This is a genomic window from Bacillus paramycoides, from assembly GCF_001884235.1.
GTDB lineage: Bacteria > Bacillota > Bacilli > Bacillales > Bacillaceae_G > Bacillus_A > Bacillus_A paramycoides.
On the sequence record NZ_MAOI01000073.1, the window covers coordinates 15,660 to 40,550 of the forward strand.

Below are 24,891 nucleotides of genomic sequence, written 5' to 3' on the forward strand. Positions count from 1 at the left end.
CTCGTATGCTTGCTTTTGTGAATCGTAGATATATATAACGATTCAGCGATTATGCAATTGATTTACAAAAAAGCTCCCTCATCTAATAAAAGAAACAATCATTATTTCCTGACCAAATAAGCCCCGAATTAGGAGAAGAAATGTTATCTACAAATATACGACCAGGATTCCCTCCTTCAATTACAGCTTTGACTTCTAATTGTCCTTGTTCATTTACTAAACCGCTACATTTATAAAAATCATTCTTACTTAGTTCACAAATCATACGTTACACCGTCTTCTTTAAACAGTTCTATTCTAACTTTACCATTTTAACAGAATATTCTCCATTCGTTTGGTGATGGATTTAAAGTAAATGGATATGTAGTGAAATATATAGTAAAAAAGAGCCAATCTCCTATACAATAGAAGATTGGCTCTTTACTTTATTTATTCACCGGTTTCAGAAAATCGTTTAATCCGTTCACCGATTTCATTACGAACACGTTGAAACTCAGACCACTCTTTTCCTGCCGGATCATCAAATCCCCAATGAACGCGATTCACATGCGGAGGTGTAGAAGGACACACAGAATCAGCATGACTACAAAGAGTAACAACTAAATCAGCATTATTTAAAATGTTTGAATCAATCATATCTGATGTTTGATTTGTTATGTCGATATTTACTTCATTCATCGCTTTAATAGCATTTGGATTTACTCCATGCGCTTCAATCCCAGCAGAGTATACATTCCACTTATCTCCTAAGTATTGTTTGCCCCAAGCTTCTGCCATTTGGCTTCGGCATGAATTTCCTGTGCATAAAAAGTAGATTGTCTTTTTGTTTTCCATGTTGTTTTCCACCTTTGTTTTTAATTTCATACTGGTTGATCATTAAAATATTTACGTTTAAACCAAAAAGCGACATTTACAAGTGCAATCATTACAGGTACTTCAACTAACGGTCCGATGACGGCTGCAAATGCCGCACCTGAATGAATACCAAACACACCAACTGCTACAGCAATCGCTAATTCAAAGTTATTACTACCTGCTGTAAATGCTAACGTTGTTGTTACCGGATAATTTGCACCAATTTTTCTTCCCATAAAGAAAGAAACGAAAAACATCACGATAAAATAAATGAATAACGGAATTGCTATTCTTACTACATCTAGTGGTACGCTAACAATCATTTCTCCTTTTAAAGAGAACATAACGATGATCGTAAATAGCAATGCAATTAATGTAATTGGACTAATCTTAGGTATAAACACCTTTTCATACCACTGTCTTCCTTTTAGCTTCACTAGTACAAAGCGTGTCAACATACCTGCAATAAAAGGAATTCCCAAATAGATAAATACTGATTTCGCAACTTCTACCATTGTAATACTAACGATAGCCCCTTCAATTCCTAACCATTCTGGGATTACTGTTACAAATACGTATGCATAAATCGAGAAAAATAACATTTGAAATACCGAATTAAAAGCAACTAAACCTGCTGCATATTCTTTATCACCATCAGCAAGATCGTTCCAAACAATTACCATTGCAATACAACGTGCTAAACCAATCATAATGAGCCCGACCATGTATTCTGGTTTATCAGGAAGAAAAATAATTGCTAAAACAAACATAAGTACAGGCCCAATAATCCAGTTTTGTACTAATGATAGAACTAACACTTTTACATCTTTAAATACCCGCCCCATTTCCTCGTAGCGAACCTTCGCCAACGGTGGATACATCATTAAAATTAAACCAACAGCAAGTGGAACAGACGTCGTTCCAACTTGTAATGTATTAAGTCCATCTACTACACTAGGAAACACAAATCCTAAACCAATTCCAACAGCCATAGCTAGAAAAATCCATAGTGTTAAATATCGATCTAGAAAAGATAAACTTTTCATTTTATCCCCCTTCTCATTAACAACAAGAATTTTTATCTGCTGCGTTAGAAGTCGTACAGCAAGATGAATCTTCTATTTTATGAACATCACTATCTGCTTTTGTATAAAAGAACTCCCACTCGTTACCATCGGGATCCGTTACCCAGAACTTATCTTGTACGGCATAGCAACAAGTAGTATCCATTTCATCACGTGCAAAGAAACCTTCCTTTTCTAATCTTTCTTTATGAAATGCAATTTCTTCGGCTGTATCCACTTGGAAACCAAAATGATTCACCTGATTTCCCCCCACTTCATCTCGTACATTAAGTGTAAAATTAAGACCTGGGTTTTCTAATAAAAATTTTGCATAATCTGTTTTCACTTTAACTGGTGATACACCAAATACCTTCTCATAAAATTCAATAGACTTCTCTAAATTAGTAACATTTATACCAACATGAACATATCTCATAACTTATTCCTCCCCTTAAAATGTTATTAATCAATTTTTTTTGATTAATAGTGCAAAATTTTAACAACAGCTACCTTTGCCTGTTTTTCTAAAGATACAGCATAATTCTTCTGATAATAAATTATTTACTGCCGCATCATTTAAATCATAATAACTCCACGTACCTTTTGTTTCTTTTACAATTAAACCTGCATCTAATAAAATTTTCAAATGATATGACAACTTAGATTGCGTCATTTCAAAAACCTCTGTTAAATCACATACACACGTCTGTCCTCGTTGACAAAGTTCATACATAATCTCTAAACGCTTCTGATCAGCCAATGCTTTAAATTTTTTCTCATACAATTGAAAATCTTGTGCCACTATAATTCACTTCCCTTCATCAATTTTTTTTGATGTTTATAGTATATACGCTGGTGAGTTCTTTATGCAACTGGTTAATCAATTTTTTTTGTTTAATATACAAACCTTTTCTCCTATCATAAATTTTCTGCAAATAAAAAGAACCGTAGCCTTCCCGAAATGGAAAAATTATGGTTCATATCGTAATTTGATCTATTTCCAAACGGTAGTGCTCCATAACTATCAAACTAATAAAATGCGAAATCTAAAGCTGATGGTTATGAAGCGCCCCCCTTTTCTATAGACAAAACCCTCCAGAAACATCTAAAATCTGTCCCGTTACCCAACGACTATCAGAAGAAGCAAGGAATGCTACTGCATCTGCAATATCTTCAACTTGCCCTATTCGTCCAAAAACAGATGAATTCGTAGCAAAATTTCGTATTTCTGGATTATCTAGCAATTTCGCATTAATATCTGTCTTCGTATATCCGGGCATAATTGTATTAACAGTTATACCTCTTTCTCCAAGATGTTTAGCTAGAGGAAGTGTCATCGTATTTAGTGCACCTTTACTTAAACCATATGCAATTGATCCCGTAAAACCAAGTCGTACTTCGGCTGATGAAATGTTGATAATGCGCCCTTCTGCTCGTAGTAATGGTAATGTTTGCTGGATTAAGAAGAACGGTGCCTTCATATTTACGGCCATAATTTCATCAAAAACTTCTTCTGTCGTATCTTCAATTGTCCCTTGCGTACCTATACCTGCATTGTTAACTAAAATATCAATCTCTGATGTACCAACTCTTGTTTGCAGTTCATTCTTTAATTGATCTACTAACTTGTTGACACCATCAATTGAATTGAGCTCAGCTTCAATTAAGAACGCTTTTCCTCCATTAGATTCAATCTCTCTAACCGTTTCATCTGCAGCTGTTTTATTTCGGCCGTAGTGAATCACAACTAATGCCCCATCTTTCGCCAATCTCATTGCAATGGCACGACCGATTCCACGACTCGCCCCTGTTACTAACGCTATTTTCCCATCAAGATTTTTCATTTTTTCCATCCTTCCTAAATTTCCGTTTAATAAATCCTATACTTATATTTTCATTCAAACACCAATAATTTTAAATATAGATTTATAGGGAATTCAGTTTGTTAACTTATGATATTATAGTTATAATTCACTATTTACTTTAGAAAATAAAACAAGGAGGCTACACAATGCAAAATGCAGTAAAACTGGATGAAATCGATCATAAAATTATGAACCTGTTATATGAAAATGCGAGAATTTCCGTTTCAGAAATAGGACGGATTATATCCATGACGCAACCTGCTGTAAAAGAACGGATTAACAAGCTTGAAGATCAAGGCGTTATAGCTGCTTACCGAACGAAATTTGAGCCTTCCAAAATTAATAAAAACATTCAAGCTTTCATTATGTTTAAAACAAGCCAATGCTCTGATTTTATCCAATTTTGTAATGCCGCTCCTGAAGTAACAGATTTATATCGAATTAGCGGGGAATTTAATTATATGATGAAGGTCATGAGCGATTCGATGGATTCTCTCGCTACATTTTTAGATTCTTTAATGCAATTTGGATTATCGTCTCCTTTAATTGTTTTAAAGAGTGAATTTGAAGAGAAATTGTCGTTCTGATAAAGGGATAAGAGAATTAACACCTCAATGTGAAAATGAACAATTTATTTAAGGTGATAAGCACAAACTTTCCTCAAAAAAGAAAAAGGAGTGGGTCATCCACTCCTTTTAACCACCTATCCCTGATTCCTCTGCACCTCTCTAAACTCTTCCTTCACCTTCTCTAACAGCCCTTCTTCCGTAATTAATCGATACGCCGTATTTGCCAACGCTTTTGCCGATGTAATTAACGCTTTGTCTCCTAGTTCCGAACGTGCTGCTTCTCTAAATTCATTCGTATGAGCAATTAAGTCATCTGGACCGATTTTAATGTACGGGTGAATTGTCGGTACGACTTGGCTTACGTTTCCTGCGTCCGTTGAGCCGATTCCTACTCTTTCTTTACGGTTCACATCTTCACCTAGTAATTCTAGTTCTTCAGCTACGACGTCATTAAATGTTTTTGCTACGAGTAATTCATCGATTTCATTTTGGAATTGATGAATTTTCACTTTTGTACCTGTTGCTAATGCTGCCCCTTGCGCGATGTTTCTTACTTTTTCCGTTACTTCCGCACATCTTTTTCTCGTTGCTGCACGGATGAAGAACCTTGCTGATGCGTAGTCCGGAATAATGTTAGGTGCTTTTCCGCCTTCTGTAATGACACCATGGATTTTCACATCTGATGGAAGTTGTTGGCGAAGTGCATTAATACTGTTATACAGCTGGATAATCGCATCTAATGCGTTAATCCCTTCTTCAGGTGACGCAGCTGCATGAGCTGTTTTCCCGTAAAAATGAAAATCAAGTGGATCAACCGCTAGTGACGGACTCGTTGGAGCTGTTTTTCCGCTCGGATGAATCATAAGCGCCGCATCAATGTTTTTAAATAAACCAGCCTTTACATAACTCGCCTTCGCACTACCGTTTGGTCCCCCTTCTTCAGCTGGTGTCCCGAACACGACAACCTCCCCGCCGATTTCTTCAAGCGTTTCGGATAATGCGATTGCTGCTGCAACGCTAATTGTTCCGATTAAATTGTGACCACACGCATGACCTAATCCTGGTAAAGCATCATACTCCGCTAAAAAGGCGATTACTGGTCCTTGTTTCCCTGAACTTTTCCGCGCAATAAAACCTGTTTCATGTCCAGCTATATTATGTTGCAGCTGAAAACCTGCACTTCCAAGCAATAAACTTAACGTTCTTGATGCGTAAAATTCTTGATTACCAATCTCCGGATTCGCATGAATGTCATGACTTGTTTCTATGTACTTTTCCTTATTTCTTTCTATACTCCGGGCAATTGTTTTTCTTTGTGACGTTACTCCTGTCGCTCCCATTTTTCTTCCTCCTTTATTTTCACGTAAAAAAGCCTCTTTCTAAAAGATAGAAAGAGGCTTTGGCATATACAGTCAAAATGAGCTTCTTTCTTATCTTTCAAGTTAACTTGCTGGAATTGGCACAGTATTCATATAGAATCCGCTGCCGAGGTTTCGTAGGGCCAGTCCCTCCACCTCTCGTGATAAGAATTTTCATAAAATTGTATTAAATTATTTTTATTCTAAGTTTATTCCGACTAAAAGTCAAGGAATTCCTATCCGATTTTACCGAATATCTAAAAATCCTTTTAATACACCAATTGTTTCAGGTGCTTGTAGTCTTGCGCATATGTACGGAAATTCCGTACCACCTTCAAACATCATTTGAGATGTTAACGGTGCTCCTGCCCAAAAAATTTCATCATCGATTAATATAAACGGGAACGATTTGTTTTGCCTTTGTAACTTTACATTTTTTAATGGAACTGGTCCATCACTATATACCGTTACTTGTGCATTCGTACGCATTAACGCTTGCCATACTCGTTTATCAACTTGCCTTGTACTTGGAAGTGAAATGATAATTTTTCGCTTTGCCGCTAAAAAATCTTTTAATAGTCCTTTCGGCTCCTCAAGATTCATTTCCATAAACCAGCGTAAACGTTTCGAAATTTTTCGCTCCCACACTTGTCTTGATGTCGTGCGATCATACACATCTCCGTGACGTTCTATATGAGCTGTTAATTGTGATAACGCTTGTTTTCTCGACAAGTTTTTACGCATATAGTGGCAATCTGATAATTGAATGAACTTCCCTCTCGCTCTCGTTACAGCTACATTGACGAGACGATGGTTTTTATGATCAAAGAATAACACACCAGGACGTTCTTGCGGATAACTATCCACCGTATCAAATATCATCATATCTCTTTCGGAACCTTGAAACTTATGAACTGTTGCGGCTAAAACTGGTACGTGTTGATATTTCGTTCTCTGCAACAGTTCTCTAATACACGTTGATAAAAAGCGGGACTGTGCTCGGTACGGCGTAACAACACCGATAGATTGAACACCGTCTAACAGTCCAATTAAAATCATTTGCATCGCTACTAAGCCAGACATAATATTAAAACGAGAACCAGAAGCAGCGTCTTTTAAAGAAAAGGCTCCCATTAAGCTCGTATCAAATAAAACATTCGCCTCATTTGCGAACGGTTGTAGTTTCGCAAGTTCTTGACGCTCTGAAACAGATGGATGATCATACACTCTATTTTTATAAATAAATGAGTTTGTAAACTTAGATATATCTGCATGCATACGTCTTTGTTCCTGCAACATAAAAAGGTTGGGATGTGCTTCTGATTTATTTACAGAATCAACAATCCCTGCGTGATAAAACATATCTTCACCGAGCCATTTTCGAACGAGTTCGTGGTTCGCCATTGCGATTGGAGGTAACTGTAAAAAGTCGCCACAAACGACAATACGTTTTCCAAGAGAAGCAGCTAATGCGATTTGCGGAACATATGCCATACTCACTTCATCTACGACAACTAGATCAAATGTACGCTCATAAATAAGCGCATCAATTGCACATTTCGATAAAGTCGCACCGATTACTTTCGCATTTTCAATATATTCTTTTTCTACTTCTTTAATTTTCGCTTTTTGTTTTCGAAGTTCACTTTCTATTTCTTGCATACGCTTCTTATCAGAAGACGTCGCCTTATACGATAGAATTTTTTCACGAAGATCTTGGCGTGTTTCTTCTAAATAAAGCCTTTCCTCTCCCCATAATCCATTCGTCGTTTCTACTAGCCTCGATGCAAGTAACGTTTCATGATTTCGTATATGTTCATGTTGGCTAAAACCGTAACGAACGATTTCTCCAGGTGTCCATTTCTTTTTCTTCTCAATTTGCTTCGTTACTTCACTCATTAATACGTCTACTGCCGCATTACTATGAGCTAACACAAGTACCGATTTTCCTTTTTGATAATGAGCTGAAATAATACGTGATAAATTGTAAGACTTCCCTGTTCCGGGCGGTCCCCAAACGTACGTTGTCGGATTGTAAAATGAGCGATACGCCAATTCATTTTTCGTATTTTTCATCTTCTCAATATGCTTCGGACTGCTCGTTCCATCTACAAGACGCTTTATACGATTACGTTTCAGCTTATCTTTACGAGCTTCTTTCAATCTCTCTTGCAGTTGTTCTAACAATTGCCACGGTTCACTGTATAAAACAGCTTCTCTTATTTCACCTTGTATATAATCATTTAATTTCAGTTCTATTTCTAATCCATGTACAGATAATACTTCCCCCGTTGCTTCCTCACCATCGAACTCAATTCGAATTGGTGACCCTTCAGGTAAGCTTACTTCCGAAATAAGCTGAAATACGTATACTGTACTTTCATAATCTGTATATAAGAAACGACCGTTAATGATAGAGATTTTACTACCACCTATCGTTTTCCAATGTTTAATTTCATATGCTAATGCATAATGCCACTCTTTCATCGTTTCCGTTAATGAAGGAGTTTGAGTAGTTGTATTCATAAAATAATCTCCTTCCTTCTCCCCAAACATACTTTCTCACTATACCATATAACGCTCTAAAATTTGTAACAATTATATCTTGCTTATTTTCTTAATTTTCAATATTATGTAATGTATATAATTTTCAGAAAGAAGGAATCTACATGCCAGTCAGAAGAATTGAACACGTCGGACTTATGGTTACAAACTTAGAAACATCCATCTCATTTTATGAAGAAGTAGTCGGCTTACAGCTCATTAAACGTATGGGGCACCCAAATCCAGACTTAAAACTCGCTTTTTTAGGCGTAGAAGAATCAAAAGAAACGATACTCGAACTAATTGAGGGTTACAACTCTTCTCTTCCGGCAGAAGGAAAAGTACATCACATTTGCTTCAAAGTAGATTCATTAGAAGATGAAATCGAAAGACTAAAGAAACACAAAGTAACCTTTTTACTAGGAGAAGAAATTGAAACATTACCCGATGGAACACGTTACATATTCTTCGCTGGTCCTGATGGAGAGTGGATTGAGTTTTTTGAGACGGAGAGATAAAGTAAGACTTTAATTAGAAGGCTTTTGCGGGATAGAAAAAGAGCCGGAATTCCGGCTCTTTTTTTTGCAAGTACGCAATCAGTAGCAATAAAACATACCTTCAACCCGAAAACTCACCTATATTAAAAACAATCATTTTGTTAGGAGTAGAGAGTAGAGAATGGTAAATACAATCTATATTATTATTTTTTGGATACTTATACTCTTTCCAATCCTTTATATAATCAAGATAAAACATTGGAATTTAAAAATAGTTGCCGTATTTGTTGGAAGAATCCTATTAAGTGTTATCTTTTTCATAAATGGAATGGTGTTAGGACTGCAACGAAATTGGGTAGAGCCTCCCTATGAAACAGAATGGGATTTTTTTATAAAGTCTTTGCAACATGGGAAAACTGATGCGCTTATACACTTATTACTTCTAATTATTATCATTACTTTAGATTTAGCAATTACATTTTATTATATTAATAAAAAGAAATAAGGTAGTTCTCCTGTTTTTTTCTTTCACCTTGGCCCAAATTGATGAGAAAAACGGACCTGTTATCAGGGATTTTCTTGCATTTTCTCTGTTATACTCATTTAAAAATAGCTTAGATCATACAATCTTCACTACTCCTAGTTACAAAATTATAGTTTTGTTCATAATTTTGTAACATGTATAGATGGATATATGCGTTATAATCAACTTAGCAAATTACAAATAAATTTGCATTTCCTGTGCCCCTTACCTCCCAGTAAGGGGCGTACCCTTTTACAAATAACTATTTTAATACAACTTTTTTCACAGTACTTTCACGTCAATTTCACAAATGTAAGAACTCTCATATGTTAGACTTAGTACAACCTTTTCCAAGGAACTATATGCCAATACACGAATCCCTATCTATATAGGGATTTTTTTATTAAGCATAATAAGACATAAAGGAAGAATTCAAAAAAGAAGGGATTATCCCCTTCTTTTTTGAATTCCATGTCCCTTATTATTTACTATAACCATGATTCAGTTTAGTTAACTTTTCATTGATGTGAAAAATTCTTACTCTAATATCTTTAACACCAGATGCTTGAAGTCTGTTTTTGTGCATTTCTCCATATTTTTCAGCATCTTGTTTTTCTTCAAATACATAGATGCCTCCAGCTTCTTTTGTTTCTTGATTTTCCGTCCATATTTTCCAATGAAATCCTTCTTCTTCATTAATACTTTTTGCTAAATCCCAAAATGCTTTTTCCATTTCTTCACCAAAAGGACCTTCAAACGGAAAATCAATTTGTAATAAATATGCCATTTTCACTCACTCCTATTTTCAATATTTTTCAATTCGAATGCAGGTAATACCTTAAATGAATGCTGCTATTATTCCTGCACTCATTTGAAATTTCACCCGCATTTTCACAAACCCTTTTATAAAATAATTACAAAATGATAGCAACTTGAACGCATATAGTTTAACGGCTTTAGGCTGTGTTTAAAAAATATGATACAAACTTATCCCTAAACTAAGGGCAAATAAAACAAGCGCAGGTATCGCTTTCTTAAAGGGATCTCTCGCTAATACAATAAGAGTTAAGGCAGCTGCAAGCATCGTACCGCCTAACAAAAACCCTGCCAATAAAGCTGCTATTGGGAACCAAATTCCTATCAACATTCCAATTGCTCCTACAATCTCAAAAGCCCCAGTTAAGAAATTAAAAAACGAAGGTAAACCAAATCGTTTGAACTCATCTGCCATTTTCCCAGATATAATTTTCGTACCTGTCATTAAAAAGAACAGAAACAACACAACTTTTACAATATTAATTAATATTAAAATAGTAATCACATCTTTCTTATTTATTTGATAAAAACTCAGTATTGTTCAGATAGAAGCCACTGCCTTTACCCTATTTCCTGAGATTAACCTTATTGAGGTTGATTCAATTTAAATTCCCCTTTCCAATATTAAAGGGATAAAAATTATATGCTATAGCATATATAATATAGAAATTTGACTAGTACTAGACAAAAAATTGATCTTAAATCACATATCATACAAAATAAAGCTATCTACCCATTCCTTCAAACAAAATTATATGCTATAGCATATATAAAACGGAGTTTGTTCCTTATAAATAACATAGCATCAATAAGGAACAAGTATTAATAGCGTGTATCATACAATTTGTTTAATAATGATTGTAATAATTTGATCTCTTCTTCACTCAAATTACTCGTAACCAAATGGTGAGCGTCTTTCACTACAGGCAAGATTGTTTTCTTTAACTCGTCACCTTTTTCAGTTAAAAAAAGGTTGTGTGAACGTCTATCTTGGTCATTCAAAGCCTTCTTTACAATCCCTTTTCTCTCCATTGACTGTATCATTCTTACGACAGTAGTTTGATCTTTATCAATAGCTTCTGCTAACTCTTTTTGAGTAGTCCCCCTTTGGCTACAAAGTACACTAATAATCCCCCACTGCTCTGGTGTAACTCCATAAGGCTTTAATCTCTTGGTAAAATAATTGGACATTTTCACATCAGTACGATGAACAAGATAGCCTATTAAATCATGTAAATTCATATATCACCTCGATAAATTAAGATATAAAAGGGTATAACATATCAATTATTCACAGTGAATTTGCTTGTTTTACTAATTATATGCTATGGCATATATATTAAAGTAGGTCATTTTAATTGTCAAATGAATTACCTATTATTTTTCTACGGCAAAATTCATTCCATACATTATAGAAGAAATATCTAATTTGATAAATTCCTCCAGTGATATTTCTTCATTTATTGTAGCGTTCTTGTTCTGTATGGCGTGCTACTCTAAGTACGACGTTAACTAAATTCAAATTCTTTTAATTATCGGCTTAGCTAGATTGCCTTAAAATTAGATTCCATTTAAAGCTAATTCAATATGTGCTATTGCTATTGCTCCTAATAGCTTTATTAGTTACACCAAATTAGAATTTTAAAAAAGAGGGCAATAATCCCCCTCTTTTTATGACTGCCCGGATTGCGTATCCCTTATTATGTAACATAGCCACGATTCAATTGAGTTAGCTTTTCATTGGTATTAAAAATTCTTTAACACCAGATGCTTGAAGTCTGTTCTTGTGCATTTTCGCTTATTTTTCTTCAAATACATAGATGCCTCCAGCTTCTTTTGTTTCTTGATTCTCTGTCCATATTTTCCAATGTGGATTTCACTGGAAGTTTCTTTGATTTGATAACGCCCAGATAAAAGCTTCCTTATCTAACTAATCAGCAAAAAAACTTGTAGGCATCATTATCTAAAGTTTTATTTTGCTCTACCGATTTAACCTCTCGACAGCTTCCGCGCTTGTATCTACACGTTTAACGAAAAAAACTAATAGTAGTGCAACAACATTCATGCCAAGCGCTACATAGAATGAATATTGAATTCCGGATAATAAAGCCTTCTGAGTTAATATTGCCTTCGTAGTTTCAGTGAAGGTTGTTGGATCTACATTAGCTATTAGACTTTCAGCTTTTGTTTTTGTTACAGAATTCATAATCGTAACAAGAATAGCAGTACCAATTGAACCGGACACTTGTTGAGCTGTATTATTAACAGCTGTACCGTGCGGATTTAAGCGAGTTGGTAATTGATTAAGACCATTTGTCATAAGTGGCATCATCACCATCGCCATCCCAAACATCCGCAGTGTGTAAATAAGAATAATATGTATGTGACTAGAGTCGATTTGCAGGTTTGCCAGCATATAAGTTGAAACAGCTGTAATGGAAAGTCCTACTATACCAAGAATCCGAGGGCCATATTTATCAAATAGTTTACCTGTAATTGGTGACATAACCCCCATTATTACCGCACCTGGAAGCATCATCAGCCCAGAGCTCAGCGGCGAAATGCCGCGGACGTTTTGTACATAAGCTGGTGTTAAAATCATACCCGAAAACATGGCCACTGCGTTGACAATTGCAATTACAGACGCAAGTGCAAACATTGGGTACTTGTAAACACGTAAATCCAATAACGGTTCATTCATTTTTAATTGACGGATAATGAAAGTAATTAGGGCAATAGCGCCTATGATTAAGGTTGTTAAGACAACTTTATTCGTCCAACCATCGGAGCTTGCAGAACTGAATCCATATAACAAACCGCCAAAACCGACAGAAGATAATAGTAATGAGAGATAATCAAGTTTTGCATTTTTGTTTTGTTTCATGACATTCTCCGATTTCCAAATCCCTAACAGTAAGCTAATGATTGCTAACGGTAAAATCATTTCAAAAAGCAAACGCCAGTCATAATACTCTACAATATAACCCGATAGTGTCGGTCCAATTGCTGGAGCTGTAATCATAACTAATCCAAAAATCCCCATTGCTGTTCCCCTTTTTTCTCTTGGAAAGCTTACTAGCATAATATTCATTAACAAAGGCCCCATGACTGAAGAACCTGCTGCTTGGACCATCCGGCCAGTAAGTAATAAACCAAAGTTCGGTGCTAAAGCCGCTAAGGCCGTACCAAGAATAAAAATCACCATAGATGTAATAAATAAGCTCCTATTGGAGAAGCGGGTTATTAAAAATGCTGATGCTGGAATTAATATACCACTTACAAGCATATACCCTGTAGAAAGCCACTGGATCGTTGAATAATCTTTAATGTCTAAATCCTTCATTATTGATGGCAAGGCTACATTTAAAAGCGAGTTATTTAGAAATGAAACAAATGCCCCAATAAAAAGGATTACAAGCATTAAATATGGTGGTTTTCTTTTATGTAATGTTTCACTCATATATTCATTTGCCCCTTCATTATAAATTCCATTGATTAGTTTAAATCGTTTGCATATCTGCACAAGAATACATTGTCCTTGCAGTATTTTGCCAAACTCTTCGAATGGATATTCTCTTTTTAGCAATTCTACTTGCTCAACATAACATTTTAATATCTTTTTTTATTGATTAAACCTTTATAAACATTTAAATAAGATTTTGAATGAATATTTAAACACGTTTGTTAACCAAAATTAAATTAGGCTGAAATAAATAAAAGGAGCAACTGAACATACCCTTCTAAAATAAAGTGAAACTTTAATTAGTGGGAGTTTTACAGGCAGCCCCCCATCTAGCTGCTTTGCTTTCGCTGAATTTTGAGGTGGAGGTGTCTTACTGCCCGCAAATAGCGGGATAAATCAACAAGACCACACACCCATTCCTTTAAATACGGGCTTGTAAATCTAGTTATGTAACCATCCATAAAAAGGAATTTTACATAGGCTAAGTCTAACATTACATTTTTAAAGTGAGGGGAATAAGCTTATGAGCCAATATTGGTATTTGAATTCACAGGGAAACGGGGAGCAATATAGTAACCAAATTTCAACGTCAGCATTATATTTACAACCCCAAATAACTAAAGCTGAGGGAATGAATGGTCTGAAGATTCCTGAGGATTGGAGTTATCGAGTCTATCCATTTGGTTGGGATTCACCAACCAATTATACGGGTTTCAATCCCCAGCCTCCTCCCTTCTCTTTAGGTCAGCCAATTCATTATGCAGGGATGATGCCCCAAGGGCATCCTGCTAATTGGACTCCATTACCAGGCCATGCAGGTTTTAATTTTCAAAAACCTCCCTTTCCTTGGGCCCAACCATTCAATCCTACAGGGATGTTCGCACAAGGTCATCTTGCCGCTTTACTATCGCCACCAGCCAAAGCTTTTAATTTTAATACCAATAATAACTGGGGTATTTTTGGAAATCCTCCAGGATGGGGAGGACAGGTAAGTCCCATGGGATGGGGGAATAACGGAGGTAACGGTCAGCCCGGAATGCTTGGAAACTTACTGACAGTAGGAAAAGGCACCATGAATGGAATCGGAATGCTTAGTAGTCTAATCGGTATGGGAAAGTTCTTTTTTTAGTTAATTAGAACAGGCGGATAGGTCCATAGCCCAGAATAAAAAAACATTTCCTTTTCCATTGATTTAATCTTCTCAAACATGCCCCCTCAATGTATTTATTGTATGCTTCCCATACTCCCTCCAAGTTCGTTCCCTCGTCTTTCAAATTATAAAAGCATCAAGAAAAGACATTCCAAATATGGAACGTCTTCTTTCACTGCATAAAGCCATTCAACAATCTGAAATATTCTAATCAACATACTTCACTCATTTAACGAAAGATACTTGTTAATTGCATAAAGCTCTTCTAACTTTCCTTGCGAAACTTAGTGGATCATCAACGTCTTCGATATTAACGTAAATCAAATTTGGATCATCACATAACCACTCATTGTGTATAGACGAAACTATTATTCCTTGTTTAATAATTGTAGCAACAAATTCAGTAACTTCCTTTTGTAAGAGCGCTACCCGGCCTAGACATAATGCCCGTCCAGTTTTATTATCTCTTGATTCGAATGAGAAGGAAGTTGTTACTCTAAAACGTTTTCCTAAGATTGTTGCTTGTATTTCATCCCGATTTATTGTTGCCACGCATTTTCCACCGGCGAATCCTTTTTGGCCACCGATAATTCTTGCAAACTGTTGACAAATTGATTCCTCATTAATCGCCATACCTTTAATCATCCCCCCTTTTACTGTTAGGTTATGAATTCATACATAGGTCTGAAACGGTAATGAATCTATTCTGTTACAAAAAAGATGATGGCAATCTAACAAAATCTATTAGCTCAATCATTCTTGATCATATGAATTGTTACCGGAGTTTAAATGATGCAGAATTTTTTGTTATGAGATGTTTTTCCTTTTTAGCTTGATGGGTATGGGGTGCTACTCCATCGCTATTAAGTTAAGAAACACATTCTTCCCCAAATGTTCAGTTAAAAAATGTCTTAGACTGCATGTAGTTGGTATAACTAGATTCCTCTATTCTTGTTTTCTAAATGTAATACTGAAAAGATTTGACCTTATCATTGGAGGGCACATAGATCATGAACTATGAAATAAATTTTTAGATAAACCAAAATAACAAGCAAAAGCCCCTTCAAATTTGAAGGGGCTTTTTAGTATATAGAAATTAGCTTAAATCAAAGATAACATCTCTTGAAAGGGGGCATTTTTATATTATTCAGGTTTATTGAGGAGCCTTCGTTTGAAGCAACTTTAACCCCATACCAATAAAAATCATTCCTGTTACTTTATTTAGAATCATTCCTACCTTTTGATTTCCTCTTAATTTTTTTGTGACATATGAAGAGAAATAAGCAACAAATAAACACCACAATAGTCCAGTTACTGTAAAAGTAATTCCTAAAATGATAAAAGGCATAGGACCTGAAGCCTTTGTATCTATAAATTGCGGAAGAAACGCAATAAAGAATAAAGAGACTTTTGGATTCGTAAGACTTGTTAAGAGTCCTTGTAAATATATCTTTCTAATGTTCAATTTATTGGATGAGGCTTGGAAAGCTACATTTGTCTTATCAAGTATCATTTTAATCCCTAAATATACAAGATAGATAACACCTATAACCTTAATGGTGTTAAATAACACAATGGATTTTGTAAGTATAATAGATAAACCAAAAGCAACCAATAACGTATGAACTAAAGAACCAGTAATAATACCAAAAACAGAATACACACCTGCTTTTCTACCTTGTGAAATACTTCTCCCCACAATATACATGGTGTCTGCGCCAGGAATTAGATTTAATAAAATCCCTGTTAGTAAAAACACTTCATAATTAATAATACCGTACATTCTAGCACCTCTATCTATTTTTTTGGTGCCCTTATTGATATTAAATTAAATAAAAGAAAAAGAAAAGTGTTTTCTATTTATTCAATAAAATCAGTGACTTTTTGATTTACAACCAATAATACTGATGGAGCATATCATTCGTATTGCGGACCCAAAACTCACTATTGAATAAGTAAAACCCCAGAAATCCAAAGGTCTCTGGGGCATCATTATATATCTATCTCTTTTTGTTTTTTGTTTTGTTTATGTCTATAAAGGAATTTTCGACCTGTTAGAGAAATCAGTAATAAAATCATTATTAGTACTAAAAATTGCATAAATGATAAATCAAAATATTTAGCACCTGTAACAATTAAAAGTGTAGAAATCGTACCTTTTACAATGAAAAAAATAATAATCCATAATCCGCCTTTTTTCCAGTTCATTTTTATTTTACCCTTTCTTACGTTTAAATTCTTAAAAGATTTAGTGATAGTCCTTGAAAGTGACATCTTAATAGAAATCTATTACATTAATAAAAAAGTCATGTCTAATTAAATGTGACGATTCTATAGTAAGTGAAAATGATATTCATTGTCAATTTTATTGATTATTTTAATTCCAATCGTCTCATACTGGAATGGTTTGAATAACTATTCTTTTCATCTCAATCTCTTTCCACTTTGTTTCTTCTGGGTAATGAGCTCTTGTCTTCTAACGAAAAACACCTCTTGAATTCGCATACTTAGTATGCGAATTCAAGAGGTGTTTTTTGACATTTGATCATTATAAATTTAAATGGAGGTTTACTTTCCATATTTTTATGCGGCTCAACAATTTCCGTAGTTTCTATCAGTCCATATTTTCCAAAGTCTTGTTTTACCGAGTCAATATCATAGAAATACATTTTTACCCCTTCCATTATCTCGAAGTAGTCTTTCCCCAGTTGTTTACCCTTCCCAAACATTGGGGCATCTTTTGAAATAGTAGTAAAAATCATATATCCGTTTGGTTTTAGTTGACTATAGCAATCTTGAATAAACTTCTCTCTCTCATCCTTATTCAATAAATGAATAAGTGCATAACAAAATATACCGTCATACAGTTTGTTATCAAAAGGCATATCCGTAACTGAACCATGGAAGAAATCAGCATTAAGCTCATTTTGTCTTGCCAATTCAATCGCCGTTTTTGAAATTTCAATACCTGTTACATGTATTCCGTTATCAATAAAAACTTTTGCATTTCTGCCATATCCAATACCAGGAATCAATATATCCTTCACTTTCTTTTCAAGGAAAAAGTCCTTCGTCAAAATTGCGGAATCTGAAGCTTCAAATCCCCACATCATTTGATTTTCTATAAAACTTGCTTCCCAAAATTCTGTCATACATCAATCTCCTTCAAATATATCGTTGTTTACCGTTGAATGTTGAAAAATCATCGCATATTCACGAAATTGTATCAAATTTCAACATTAATTCAAAACAAAAAGCATTGGATATCCAATGCTTTTTCACACTTACGCAAATAGAGACGTATTCGCATATAAAGCTGGTGAACCACCTGAATGTACGAATAAAATGTTGTCCTCTTTATTAAATTTACCTTTTCTAATTAAGTCGATTAGTCCCGCTACTGCTTTACCTGTATAAACTGGATCAAGTAAAATACCTTCTGTTTTCGCGAGCAACTGTACGGCTTCAACCATTTCTGGCGTTGGTAAAGCGTAACCTGGTCCTACATATTCATCAAAGCATGTAACTGCTTCGCGCGGAATAAAGTTTGGAATACCAACGTGAGCTGAAGTTTCGTCTACAAGTTTTGCTACTTTCTCTTCTTGTTCCGCTTTTCCTCTACTTACATTTATCCCGATTACAGGTATTTTACTTTGTGTTCCAGAAAAACCAGTAATTAAACCTGCATGCATACCAGCGCTACCACTTACACAAACAACTGAACTGAAATCAATTCCTTGCTCAAATGATTGCGCCATAATTTCTTGCGCACAAGCAATGTACCCCATTGCGCCAGTAGGATTTGATCCACCAACTGGAATTACGTACGGTGTATTCCCTTTTTCACTTACTTCTTTCGCTACTTTATGCATTTCTTCCATAAGGTCTGTTCCGCTCGGTACAACAATTACGTTTTCAGCACCTAATAAGTGATATAAAAAATAGTTTCCGTTAAAGTCTGGCTTTTCTTCTGGCTCAAGCCCTTCTTCTAATACAAGGATACATTTCATTTTTTCTTTTACCGCAGCTGCAAGTGTTAGACGGCAATGGTTTGACTGGATGCCACCTGCTGTAATTAACGTATCTGCACCTTTTTCCTGTGCATCCGCAACTAAAAATTCTAACTTTCTCGTCTTATTACCGCCTGCTGTTAAACCAAGTAAATCATCTCGTTTAAAATAAATAGTCGGTCCACCAAGTGCTTCAGAAAAATTGTTTAACTTTTCAATTGGTGTATATGATTCTGTATATTTTTTTCTCGGGAATTTAGCTAAATTCATCAATAACGCTCCTTTTATACTCTTTCACAGTAAATGTAACCATACTATTATTACATGGAAAAATGATGAAGTCACCTTTCCTGTTTAAAAATATATCGTTCGTAGCTTGAAATATATCAACGATTTTCTCAATATATCGTTCGTAACTCGAAATATATCAACGATTTTCTTAACATATCGATTTATCGACAATAAACAACAAACAGAAACCAATTTCTCATCAATCAAAAAGAGACATAGAGATTTCTCTCCATGCCTACTTAGTTTTCTACCTCTTCACCGCATGAACATAATGCACCGTCTCAAAAGCTTCTAAATAATCGTTTCGTCCCTCAAAATATAATTTATTAATGTCCTCTGGTGATAAGTGCTCATAAATGAGTAAGCCCGATTTCTCTAACAGTGCTTCCATTTCTCCGTAAGAAAAACATGATTTCATCGGCTCTCCGCCTACCTCTGCCATTTTCACCATGTTTTCAACTCGATTGGACAACCCTTTTTCCGTAAATAAGTTTTCATCAGGGTAATCGAAAACGATAGAACTCCCTGCTGGAACCATCGCAAATAAACAGTCTATTAAACTAGAAAGTTCCTCTTTCGTTAAGTAATAAGTAACACCTAAAAGACTAAAGAAAGTCTTCTTATTTTCAAATCCTTCATTTACTAATTCTTGCTTAGAGCAGCCCTTAGTGAAATCCATCGAAACAAAATGAAGATTATTTGGAACTTCAAGTTCTGCTTCTTTCACTCTTTGCTTCTTAAACTCCTGCGTAGAAGGATGATCCACTTCAAATATTTCAATACTGTTTTCTAATTCTCGGTGTCTGAAACTGAAAGTGTCCAGCCCTGCACCAAGTATGACGTATTGTTTTGCTCCTAGTGTAACTTCATGTAACAGTACTCTTTCACAATATGCCGCACGTGCCAAAGGTGTTGGTGACAACTGAACTTGTGTAATCCATTTTAATATTTCTTTCGGATTGTCTTGAAACCGCTCTGCAATGTCTTTGTTGAAAAAATGTATCCCTTGAACCATGTTCATTTCAATATCCTTACGTTCTTTTTTTGAAATGAAATCTTTAGCTACATAATCATCAAAAATTTTAGGGGTATCAAACTCACTATGATACGCCCTTCCGAAAGCTGATACTAACGACGTTATACTTGCTTCACCTTTTTTCACACACATACACTCCTTCATTTTCACAACAAAAATAGGGTTCCCCTGGCCAGGAGAACCCTATTATACACCTTATTTTTATATTGGTAAATTATAGCGTAAATAAGTTTTTTTGTCAAGTTTTCAGCCCGCCACCACTCCAACAATTTGCATATTCTCTAGCAGGAAGATTTCATCCTACACAGAATATTCCTGCTTATAACAATATAAATGGAGGCCATTATGAAAAGATTAGTCATTATTACAGTAGGAAAAACACACAGCGGGAAAACTACATTTGCAAGAGAACTAGAAAAAGAGTTACCTAACTCTTTCGTTATGGATCAAGACAACCAAGCTGAATTTATTAACTCATATTATGAAAAATTGCAGCCAATAGAAGGACCGAATACATTGAAGCATGGTCTTTCAAAATTCATTGTTGATTATGCAAAAGAGTATACAAATTTACACCTTATTATTTGCAACTCAAATAGAAGCCGAAATGGAAGAATGTATTTGCTGAATGAATTGTTTAGGAAAGAAGATTATGTGCGCATATTAATTCATTTTGCTATTCCAGATGATGTACTTTATGAAAGAGTGAATCGAAGCAAACGAAATACAAATATTTTTAGAGGTAACTATTCCAGTTTCAAAGAAGTGCTTAATCGTCAACAGGATGAATCACTGCATGAGGATGTAGTAGATCCTGTTGAAAATGAAGCCGATTATTTGTTTGTTATTCGCAATAGTAAGGATGTAAACTCTACTATAGAAGAAATTGTTCATCTTGCTGAAGATTTGTCCCCTCCCTCAAAATAATAGATTTAAAAAATTAGATAATCATAGATTATTATGCAAATACTTCCTCTTGGCGTCGCACATGGTATATAATGATAAAATAATCTACTTCTATATGCTCAAGTTTACACAAAAAAGCTCACGCATATGAAAGAAAAGAGGTACAAAAATATGAAAACAAAACAAACGATTGCTGCGTCTACACTAGCTTTAGCAATGATTGCTGGCTCTAACTCAGCTCATGCGGAAGTAAATGATACTACTGCTCAGCAAAGTACTGGAGATCGATTAGCTGAAATTAAGCAACATAGACAAGAGTTAGATGCAAAACTTCAGCAACACAAAGAAAATGTGGATCAAACGTTAAATGAACTTAACCAAGTTAAGAAAAATGCTGATGAAAAAGTAAACGAAATTAAGCAGCATAAACAAGTTGCTGATGAAAAAATCGGCGAAATTAAACAACATAAACAAGAGTTAGATGCAAAACTTCAGCAAGACAAACAAATCGCCGATGAGAAAATCGCTGAAATTAAAGAGCATAAAAAACAAGTAGATGACAAAGTTGCTGAAATTAAAGAGCATAAGCAAAATATCGATGACAAGGTTAATGAACTTAAAGATCATAAACAAACAGTCGATGAAAAAGTGAATGAAATTAAGCAGCATAAAGAGAACATCGATCAGAAGGTTAATGAACTTAAGGAAGTAAAAAAACAGGTAGATGAAAAATTAGCTGAGTTAAAGAAAGCGAAACAAACTGCTGAGGAGAAACTTGCTGAGCTAAAAGAAAATAAGCCGAATACTGGTAACACGTTAGAGGAACTTAAGAAAATTAAACAAAATTTAGATAGTCTTTCATCTAACTTAGAACTAGCTAAACAAGATGTAAAAAATAAACTAGCTGAGTTACAAGAGGCTAGACAGAACTTAATAAATAAATTGAACGAAATTAAGCAATCAAAACAAACTGTTTCAGATGATTTAACACAGAAAAAACAAGACTTAGATATCAAAATAAACGATTTTAAACATACTGAGAAAAAAATTGACGACAAATTAGCTGAGTTACATACAACGAAGCAAAATGTAGATAACAAAATTAATGAAGTATCACAATCGAAACAAACAGAGACAAATACTGGTACTACAAATGCAAACAATAACACTAGAGAACTTCCTAAAGCTGGTAGTGAACAATCAAGTAACGTGCCACTAGGAATGTTATCCATCATTGGTGGACTTTTATTATTAACACGCAATAAAATTAAAATGTTTTTCTCAAAATAAAGCAATTATAACTATTTTAAAATAATCTATGAAAATGACAACCGCACATTTATGTACGGTTGTCATTTTTTCTTTGTATTAACTTTTATATTAACTGTCCATCTCTAAGCGTCAATATACGATCACATACATCAAGCATTCTTTCATCATGCGTAATCATAATTGCTGCTTTTTGGCTTTCTTTCACTTCACGTTTCATCATTTCAACGACTTCACGTGCGCGTTTTGAATCTAAGCTTGCAGTTGGTTCATCAGCTAATATTAAATCTGGGTTGTTCATGAAAGCACGAGCGATTGCTACCCTTTGTTTTTCTCCACCAGATAGTTGATTTGGATAATGTTTTTTTCTTTCTCCTAATCCAAATGCCGCTAATAAATGATCCGCGCGCTTTTCTGATTCTTGTTTACTTTCTTTTTTTAGCTTTGCAATGTAAAGCAATTGTTCTTTTACATTTAAATATGGAACAAGGTTTGCGAATTGGAAAATGAAGCCGATTTTTTTCAAACGAATGTCTGTCATTTCCTTTTCTGATAACTTCGTAATATTTTGCTCACGAATGTAAATATCCCCTTTTGAAGGTGATAGTAATGCACCCGCGATTGATAATAATGTACTTTTTCCTGATCCAGAAGGACCAACGATTCCGATAAACTCTCCAGCTTTCACATCAAGCGACATCGGATGAAGGGCTGTTACTTCAGTATTCCCTTCTCCGTACACTTTACTTACTTTGTCTAATTTTAATAATGAAGTCATTACATCCCGCCTCCAATTGCTTCTAATGCATCAACTTTTAATACTTGGTATAACGAAATAAGTGTTCCTAAAATACTAATTACGATAAAGATTACTGCATATTGTGCAATCATCGGTGTTGTTAATAAGAACGGCATACCCGCTGGTAAGATTTGTTCCAATCCTTGTACAAGGACGATACTAATAATCATCGCAACAACTGATAAGAATAACGCCTGCACGACTAAGCTATTTGCTAAATAAGAGTTTTTCGTACCGATTGCTTTTAATACACCTAATTGCTGTGTTTTTTGTAGTGTAATTACGTAGAAGAATACACCGATTAGTAGCGCAGCGATAACAAGTAAGAATGCAATGATCATCGTTAATGTTCCTTGCTCTTCTTTAAATCCTGGAATGCTTTGTAATACTTCTTTTTTGTCGATAACATGTGCATTTTTAATTTCTTTATCTGTATTAAGCGCAATTGCACTATAATCTTTTTGGTTTGGTTGTGCGATATTTCCCCATACATCTTCATTTACATAAACGACTGGTGTATGGCTAAACATTTGATCTTTCGTAAATCCAACGATTTTAAATTCTTTCTTTGAAACAGGATCGATAATTGTATCCCCAATATCGACTCCTTTTTCTTTAATTGATTCGTCAGCAACCATTTCGTTATTTGCTGTACCTAATTTCTCACCTTTTACAATTTTCGGTTCTAAAAATGAATCACGTTCACTTGAGAAAATAGCGACATCAACTTTTTTCGAGCTATCTTTCTTTTCATAAGTTGAAACTTTCACGCGAAACGGAACTGCCTCTTTCTCGCCTACTTGATTTACTACGTTATCTACATCGTCTTTCTTAATTTGTGAACGAAGTAATTTATTTTCCGCATCATCCGCTAATACAAATTTATTTGCCTCCATATTTTGAATGGACGAAGCATTATCATATGATAATCCATTTGCTAATCCTGAAATGACAAGGACTAAAAATGATAATAAAACCATAATGAGTCCGATTAATCCGTATCTTAATTTTGATTGTTTTAATTCACGCAGAGCTAAAAACATTTCGCTCGCTCCTTCCTCTTTCTTTCTATGCACCTATCATAAAAAAGAAATATGAACGGAATATGAACAGAAGATTACAGAGTAAAGATTAAATTTTCAGAAAGTATTGAAAATACCTAAAATCCTTGATACAATTCAGTCAAATAATATTGACCGAGTAATTTAATTTGAGGAGTTGATCATTTTGAAGCCCATGTTAACACTAACTACTTATAGCCAACTAAAAGCAATAAGCGATCCACTACGTGTCGAAATGATGATGCGTCTATGCGAACGTCCTTATACAGGACAACTATTATCTGAGAAATTCGGCATTCCAAGGGCGAAAATCCATTATCATTTAAAAGAATTAGAAAAGAATGGTTTTATAGAAATTGTTTATACAGAAGAAAAGAATGGCATCGTTCAAAAGTTTTATCAATCTGTCGCTAGAGGCTTCACCCCTGCCGCGGACCTATTACCTCATTTAGAAATATTAAGCGAATCAGGTCGCCAAATCTTTTTACAAATGACAGAAAGAACGAAAAGCCATATTCTCGCTGCACCAGAAGAAGCTTTTACATTACGAAAAGTAAGCGAAGACCCAGCTGAGTGGAATTACGTTTCATCCTGCTGGGAGTTTGATGCCACGCCAGAACAATTTCAAGTGTGGGTGAAAAAGTTTCATGAATTAATGTATGAATTAAACGAAATCACAAAAGGTGCAGATAAAGATCCAAATAGTAAATCTTATTACATTTCTACTACTGCACTACAAATCGACGAACGAGCAATGCAGCGATTTGTTAAAAAAGAAGAAAAATCGTAATACGATTTTTTTTATACTAACGGTC

26 protein-coding genes, 2 pseudogenes and 1 riboswitch are annotated in these 24,891 nt (G+C 34.8%); of the genes and pseudogenes, 7 read left to right on the forward strand and 21 right to left on the reverse strand.

Annotated elements, in window-relative coordinates; all coding sequences use genetic code 11:
- Window positions 1-85 precede the first annotated feature (85 nt).
- From BAU28_RS14980 to BAU28_RS15010, 6 genes and pseudogenes are all read right to left on the reverse strand, one after another.
- Window positions 86-265, reverse strand: a pseudogene (locus tag BAU28_RS14980) (GNAT family N-acetyltransferase); the annotation flags it as partial.
- 164 nt (window positions 266-429) lie between these two features.
- Window positions 430-834, reverse strand: coding sequence for an arsenate reductase (thioredoxin) (gene arsC, locus BAU28_RS14985; RefSeq protein ID WP_025148599.1), 405 nt, complete (start codon window positions 832-834; stop codon window positions 430-432).
- A 26-nt stretch (window positions 835-860) separates the two neighbouring features.
- Window positions 861-1,901, reverse strand: coding sequence for an ACR3 family arsenite efflux transporter (gene arsB, locus BAU28_RS14990; protein WP_071718982.1), 1,041 nt, complete (start codon window positions 1,899-1,901; stop codon window positions 861-863).
- 16 nt (window positions 1,902-1,917) lie between these two features.
- Window positions 1,918-2,355, reverse strand: coding sequence for an ArsI/CadI family heavy metal resistance metalloenzyme (locus tag BAU28_RS14995; RefSeq protein WP_071718983.1), 438 nt, complete (start codon window positions 2,353-2,355; stop codon window positions 1,918-1,920).
- A 60-nt stretch (window positions 2,356-2,415) separates the two neighbouring features.
- Window positions 2,416-2,721, reverse strand: a complete 306-nt coding sequence (gene arsR, locus BAU28_RS15000; protein WP_071718984.1) for an arsenical resistance operon transcriptional regulator ArsR — start codon at window positions 2,719-2,721, stop codon at window positions 2,416-2,418.
- 277 nt (window positions 2,722-2,998) lie between these two features.
- Window positions 2,999-3,763, reverse strand: coding sequence for an SDR family oxidoreductase (locus tag BAU28_RS15010; RefSeq protein WP_071718986.1), 765 nt, complete (start codon window positions 3,761-3,763; stop codon window positions 2,999-3,001).
- 167 nt (window positions 3,764-3,930) lie between these two features.
- Between BAU28_RS15010 and BAU28_RS15015 the strand changes: the two genes are divergently transcribed.
- Window positions 3,931-4,371: an Lrp/AsnC family transcriptional regulator gene (locus BAU28_RS15015; protein ID WP_001178566.1), complete on the forward strand. Its 441-nt coding sequence runs from the start codon at window positions 3,931-3,933 to the stop codon at window positions 4,369-4,371.
- Window positions 4,372-4,487: 116 nt separating this feature from the next.
- Here the strand turns inward: BAU28_RS15015 and BAU28_RS15020 are convergent, their stop codons facing one another.
- Together BAU28_RS15020 and BAU28_RS15025 are read right to left on the reverse strand one after the other, a co-directional pair.
- Window positions 4,488-5,693, reverse strand: a complete 1,206-nt coding sequence (locus BAU28_RS15020) for a M20 family metallopeptidase (RefSeq protein WP_071718987.1) — start codon at window positions 5,691-5,693, stop codon at window positions 4,488-4,490.
- A gap of 87 nt (window positions 5,694-5,780) precedes the next feature.
- A riboswitch (SAM riboswitch) is annotated at window positions 5,781-5,882 on the reverse strand.
- 75 nt (window positions 5,883-5,957) lie between these two features.
- A complete protein-coding gene (locus BAU28_RS15025) occupies window positions 5,958-8,267 on the reverse strand; it encodes an AAA domain-containing protein (protein ID WP_071718988.1) in 2,310 nt (769 codons plus the stop codon).
- A 113-nt stretch (window positions 8,268-8,380) separates the two neighbouring features.
- Between BAU28_RS15025 and BAU28_RS15030 the strand changes: the two genes are divergently transcribed.
- Complete coding sequence (locus BAU28_RS15030) at window positions 8,381-8,773, forward strand: VOC family protein (protein ID WP_025148607.1); 393 nt, start codon at window positions 8,381-8,383, stop codon at window positions 8,771-8,773.
- Between the two features lie 160 nt (window positions 8,774-8,933).
- Window positions 8,934-9,257, forward strand: coding sequence for a hypothetical protein (locus BAU28_RS15035; RefSeq protein WP_025148608.1), 324 nt, complete (start codon window positions 8,934-8,936; stop codon window positions 9,255-9,257).
- Window positions 9,258-9,756: 499 nt separating this feature from the next.
- Here BAU28_RS15035 and BAU28_RS15040 read toward each other — a convergent pair whose 3' ends face one another.
- The 5 genes and pseudogenes from BAU28_RS15040 to BAU28_RS15060 form a co-directional block, all read right to left on the reverse strand.
- Window positions 9,757-10,062 (reverse strand): monooxygenase, encoded by a 306-nt coding sequence (locus tag BAU28_RS15040; RefSeq protein WP_002172610.1) that lies wholly within the window; start codon window positions 10,060-10,062, stop codon window positions 9,757-9,759.
- A gap of 180 nt (window positions 10,063-10,242) precedes the next feature.
- A complete protein-coding gene (locus BAU28_RS15045) occupies window positions 10,243-10,593 on the reverse strand; it encodes a DoxX family protein (protein WP_071719015.1) in 351 nt (116 codons plus the stop codon).
- 320 nt (window positions 10,594-10,913) lie between these two features.
- A complete protein-coding gene (locus BAU28_RS15050) occupies window positions 10,914-11,333 on the reverse strand; it encodes a MarR family winged helix-turn-helix transcriptional regulator (protein WP_002172612.1) in 420 nt (139 codons plus the stop codon).
- A gap of 458 nt (window positions 11,334-11,791) precedes the next feature.
- Window positions 11,792-11,961 (reverse strand): annotated as a pseudogene (locus tag BAU28_RS29855) (YdhR family protein); the annotation flags it as partial.
- 111 nt (window positions 11,962-12,072) lie between these two features.
- Window positions 12,073-13,551: a DHA2 family efflux MFS transporter permease subunit gene (locus tag BAU28_RS15060; RefSeq protein ID WP_025148610.1), complete on the reverse strand. Its 1,479-nt coding sequence runs from the start codon at window positions 13,549-13,551 to the stop codon at window positions 12,073-12,075.
- A 526-nt stretch (window positions 13,552-14,077) separates the two neighbouring features.
- On the opposite strand from BAU28_RS15060, the gene BAU28_RS15065 reads away from it, so the two are divergent.
- Window positions 14,078-14,683, forward strand: a complete 606-nt coding sequence (locus tag BAU28_RS15065) for a hypothetical protein (protein ID WP_071718989.1) — start codon at window positions 14,078-14,080, stop codon at window positions 14,681-14,683.
- A 267-nt stretch (window positions 14,684-14,950) separates the two neighbouring features.
- Here BAU28_RS15065 and BAU28_RS15070 read toward each other — a convergent pair whose 3' ends face one another.
- The 6 genes from BAU28_RS15070 to BAU28_RS15100 all read right to left on the reverse strand — a co-directional run bounded on the left by BAU28_RS15070 (window position 14,951) and on the right by BAU28_RS15100 (window position 20,173).
- Complete coding sequence (locus tag BAU28_RS15070; protein WP_025148612.1) at window positions 14,951-15,349, reverse strand: DUF1259 domain-containing protein; 399 nt, start codon at window positions 15,347-15,349, stop codon at window positions 14,951-14,953.
- 508 nt (window positions 15,350-15,857) lie between these two features.
- The gene (locus tag BAU28_RS15075) at window positions 15,858-16,487 is read right to left on the reverse strand and encodes a LysE family translocator (protein WP_000274249.1); all 630 of its coding nucleotides are present in this window, start codon (window positions 16,485-16,487) and stop codon (window positions 15,858-15,860) included.
- Window positions 16,488-16,696: 209 nt separating this feature from the next.
- Window positions 16,697-16,912 (reverse strand): hypothetical protein, encoded by a 216-nt coding sequence (locus BAU28_RS15080; protein ID WP_025148613.1) that lies wholly within the window; start codon window positions 16,910-16,912, stop codon window positions 16,697-16,699.
- A 299-nt stretch (window positions 16,913-17,211) separates the two neighbouring features.
- Window positions 17,212-17,856 (reverse strand): class I SAM-dependent methyltransferase, encoded by a 645-nt coding sequence (locus tag BAU28_RS15085; protein WP_048373038.1) that lies wholly within the window; start codon window positions 17,854-17,856, stop codon window positions 17,212-17,214.
- A 132-nt stretch (window positions 17,857-17,988) separates the two neighbouring features.
- A complete protein-coding gene (cuyA, locus tag BAU28_RS15090) occupies window positions 17,989-18,984 on the reverse strand; it encodes a D-cysteate sulfo-lyase (protein ID WP_071718990.1) in 996 nt (331 codons plus the stop codon).
- A gap of 268 nt (window positions 18,985-19,252) precedes the next feature.
- Window positions 19,253-20,173, reverse strand: coding sequence for a class I SAM-dependent methyltransferase (locus BAU28_RS15100; protein ID WP_083594736.1), 921 nt, complete (start codon window positions 20,171-20,173; stop codon window positions 19,253-19,255).
- A gap of 213 nt (window positions 20,174-20,386) precedes the next feature.
- Between BAU28_RS15100 and BAU28_RS15105 the strand changes: the two genes are divergently transcribed.
- Together BAU28_RS15105 and BAU28_RS15110 are read left to right on the forward strand one after the other, a co-directional pair.
- Window positions 20,387-20,968, forward strand: a complete 582-nt coding sequence (locus tag BAU28_RS15105; RefSeq protein WP_071718992.1) for an AAA family ATPase — start codon at window positions 20,387-20,389, stop codon at window positions 20,966-20,968.
- 150 nt (window positions 20,969-21,118) lie between these two features.
- Window positions 21,119-22,237 carry an LPXTG cell wall anchor domain-containing protein gene (locus BAU28_RS15110; RefSeq protein WP_071718993.1) on the forward strand — a complete coding sequence of 373 codons (1,119 nt, stop codon included), beginning with the start codon at window positions 21,119-21,121 and terminating at the stop codon, window positions 22,235-22,237.
- An 85-nt stretch (window positions 22,238-22,322) separates the two neighbouring features.
- Here BAU28_RS15110 and BAU28_RS15115 read toward each other — a convergent pair whose 3' ends face one another.
- Both BAU28_RS15115 and BAU28_RS15120 read right to left on the reverse strand, forming a co-directional pair.
- Window positions 22,323-22,994 carry an ABC transporter ATP-binding protein gene (locus BAU28_RS15115; protein WP_048373050.1) on the reverse strand — a complete coding sequence of 224 codons (672 nt, stop codon included), beginning with the start codon at window positions 22,992-22,994 and terminating at the stop codon, window positions 22,323-22,325.
- A complete protein-coding gene (locus BAU28_RS15120; RefSeq protein ID WP_071718994.1) occupies window positions 22,994-24,058 on the reverse strand; it encodes an ABC transporter permease in 1,065 nt (354 codons plus the stop codon). Before BAU28_RS15120 ends, BAU28_RS15115 begins: the two co-directional genes overlap by 1 nt.
- A 184-nt stretch (window positions 24,059-24,242) precedes the next feature.
- On the opposite strand from BAU28_RS15120, the gene BAU28_RS15125 reads away from it, so the two are divergent.
- Entirely contained in the window at window positions 24,243-24,866 is a 624-nt protein-coding gene (locus BAU28_RS15125) for an ArsR/SmtB family transcription factor (protein WP_071718995.1), read from the forward strand.
- Window positions 24,867-24,891: the final 25 nt, after the last annotated feature.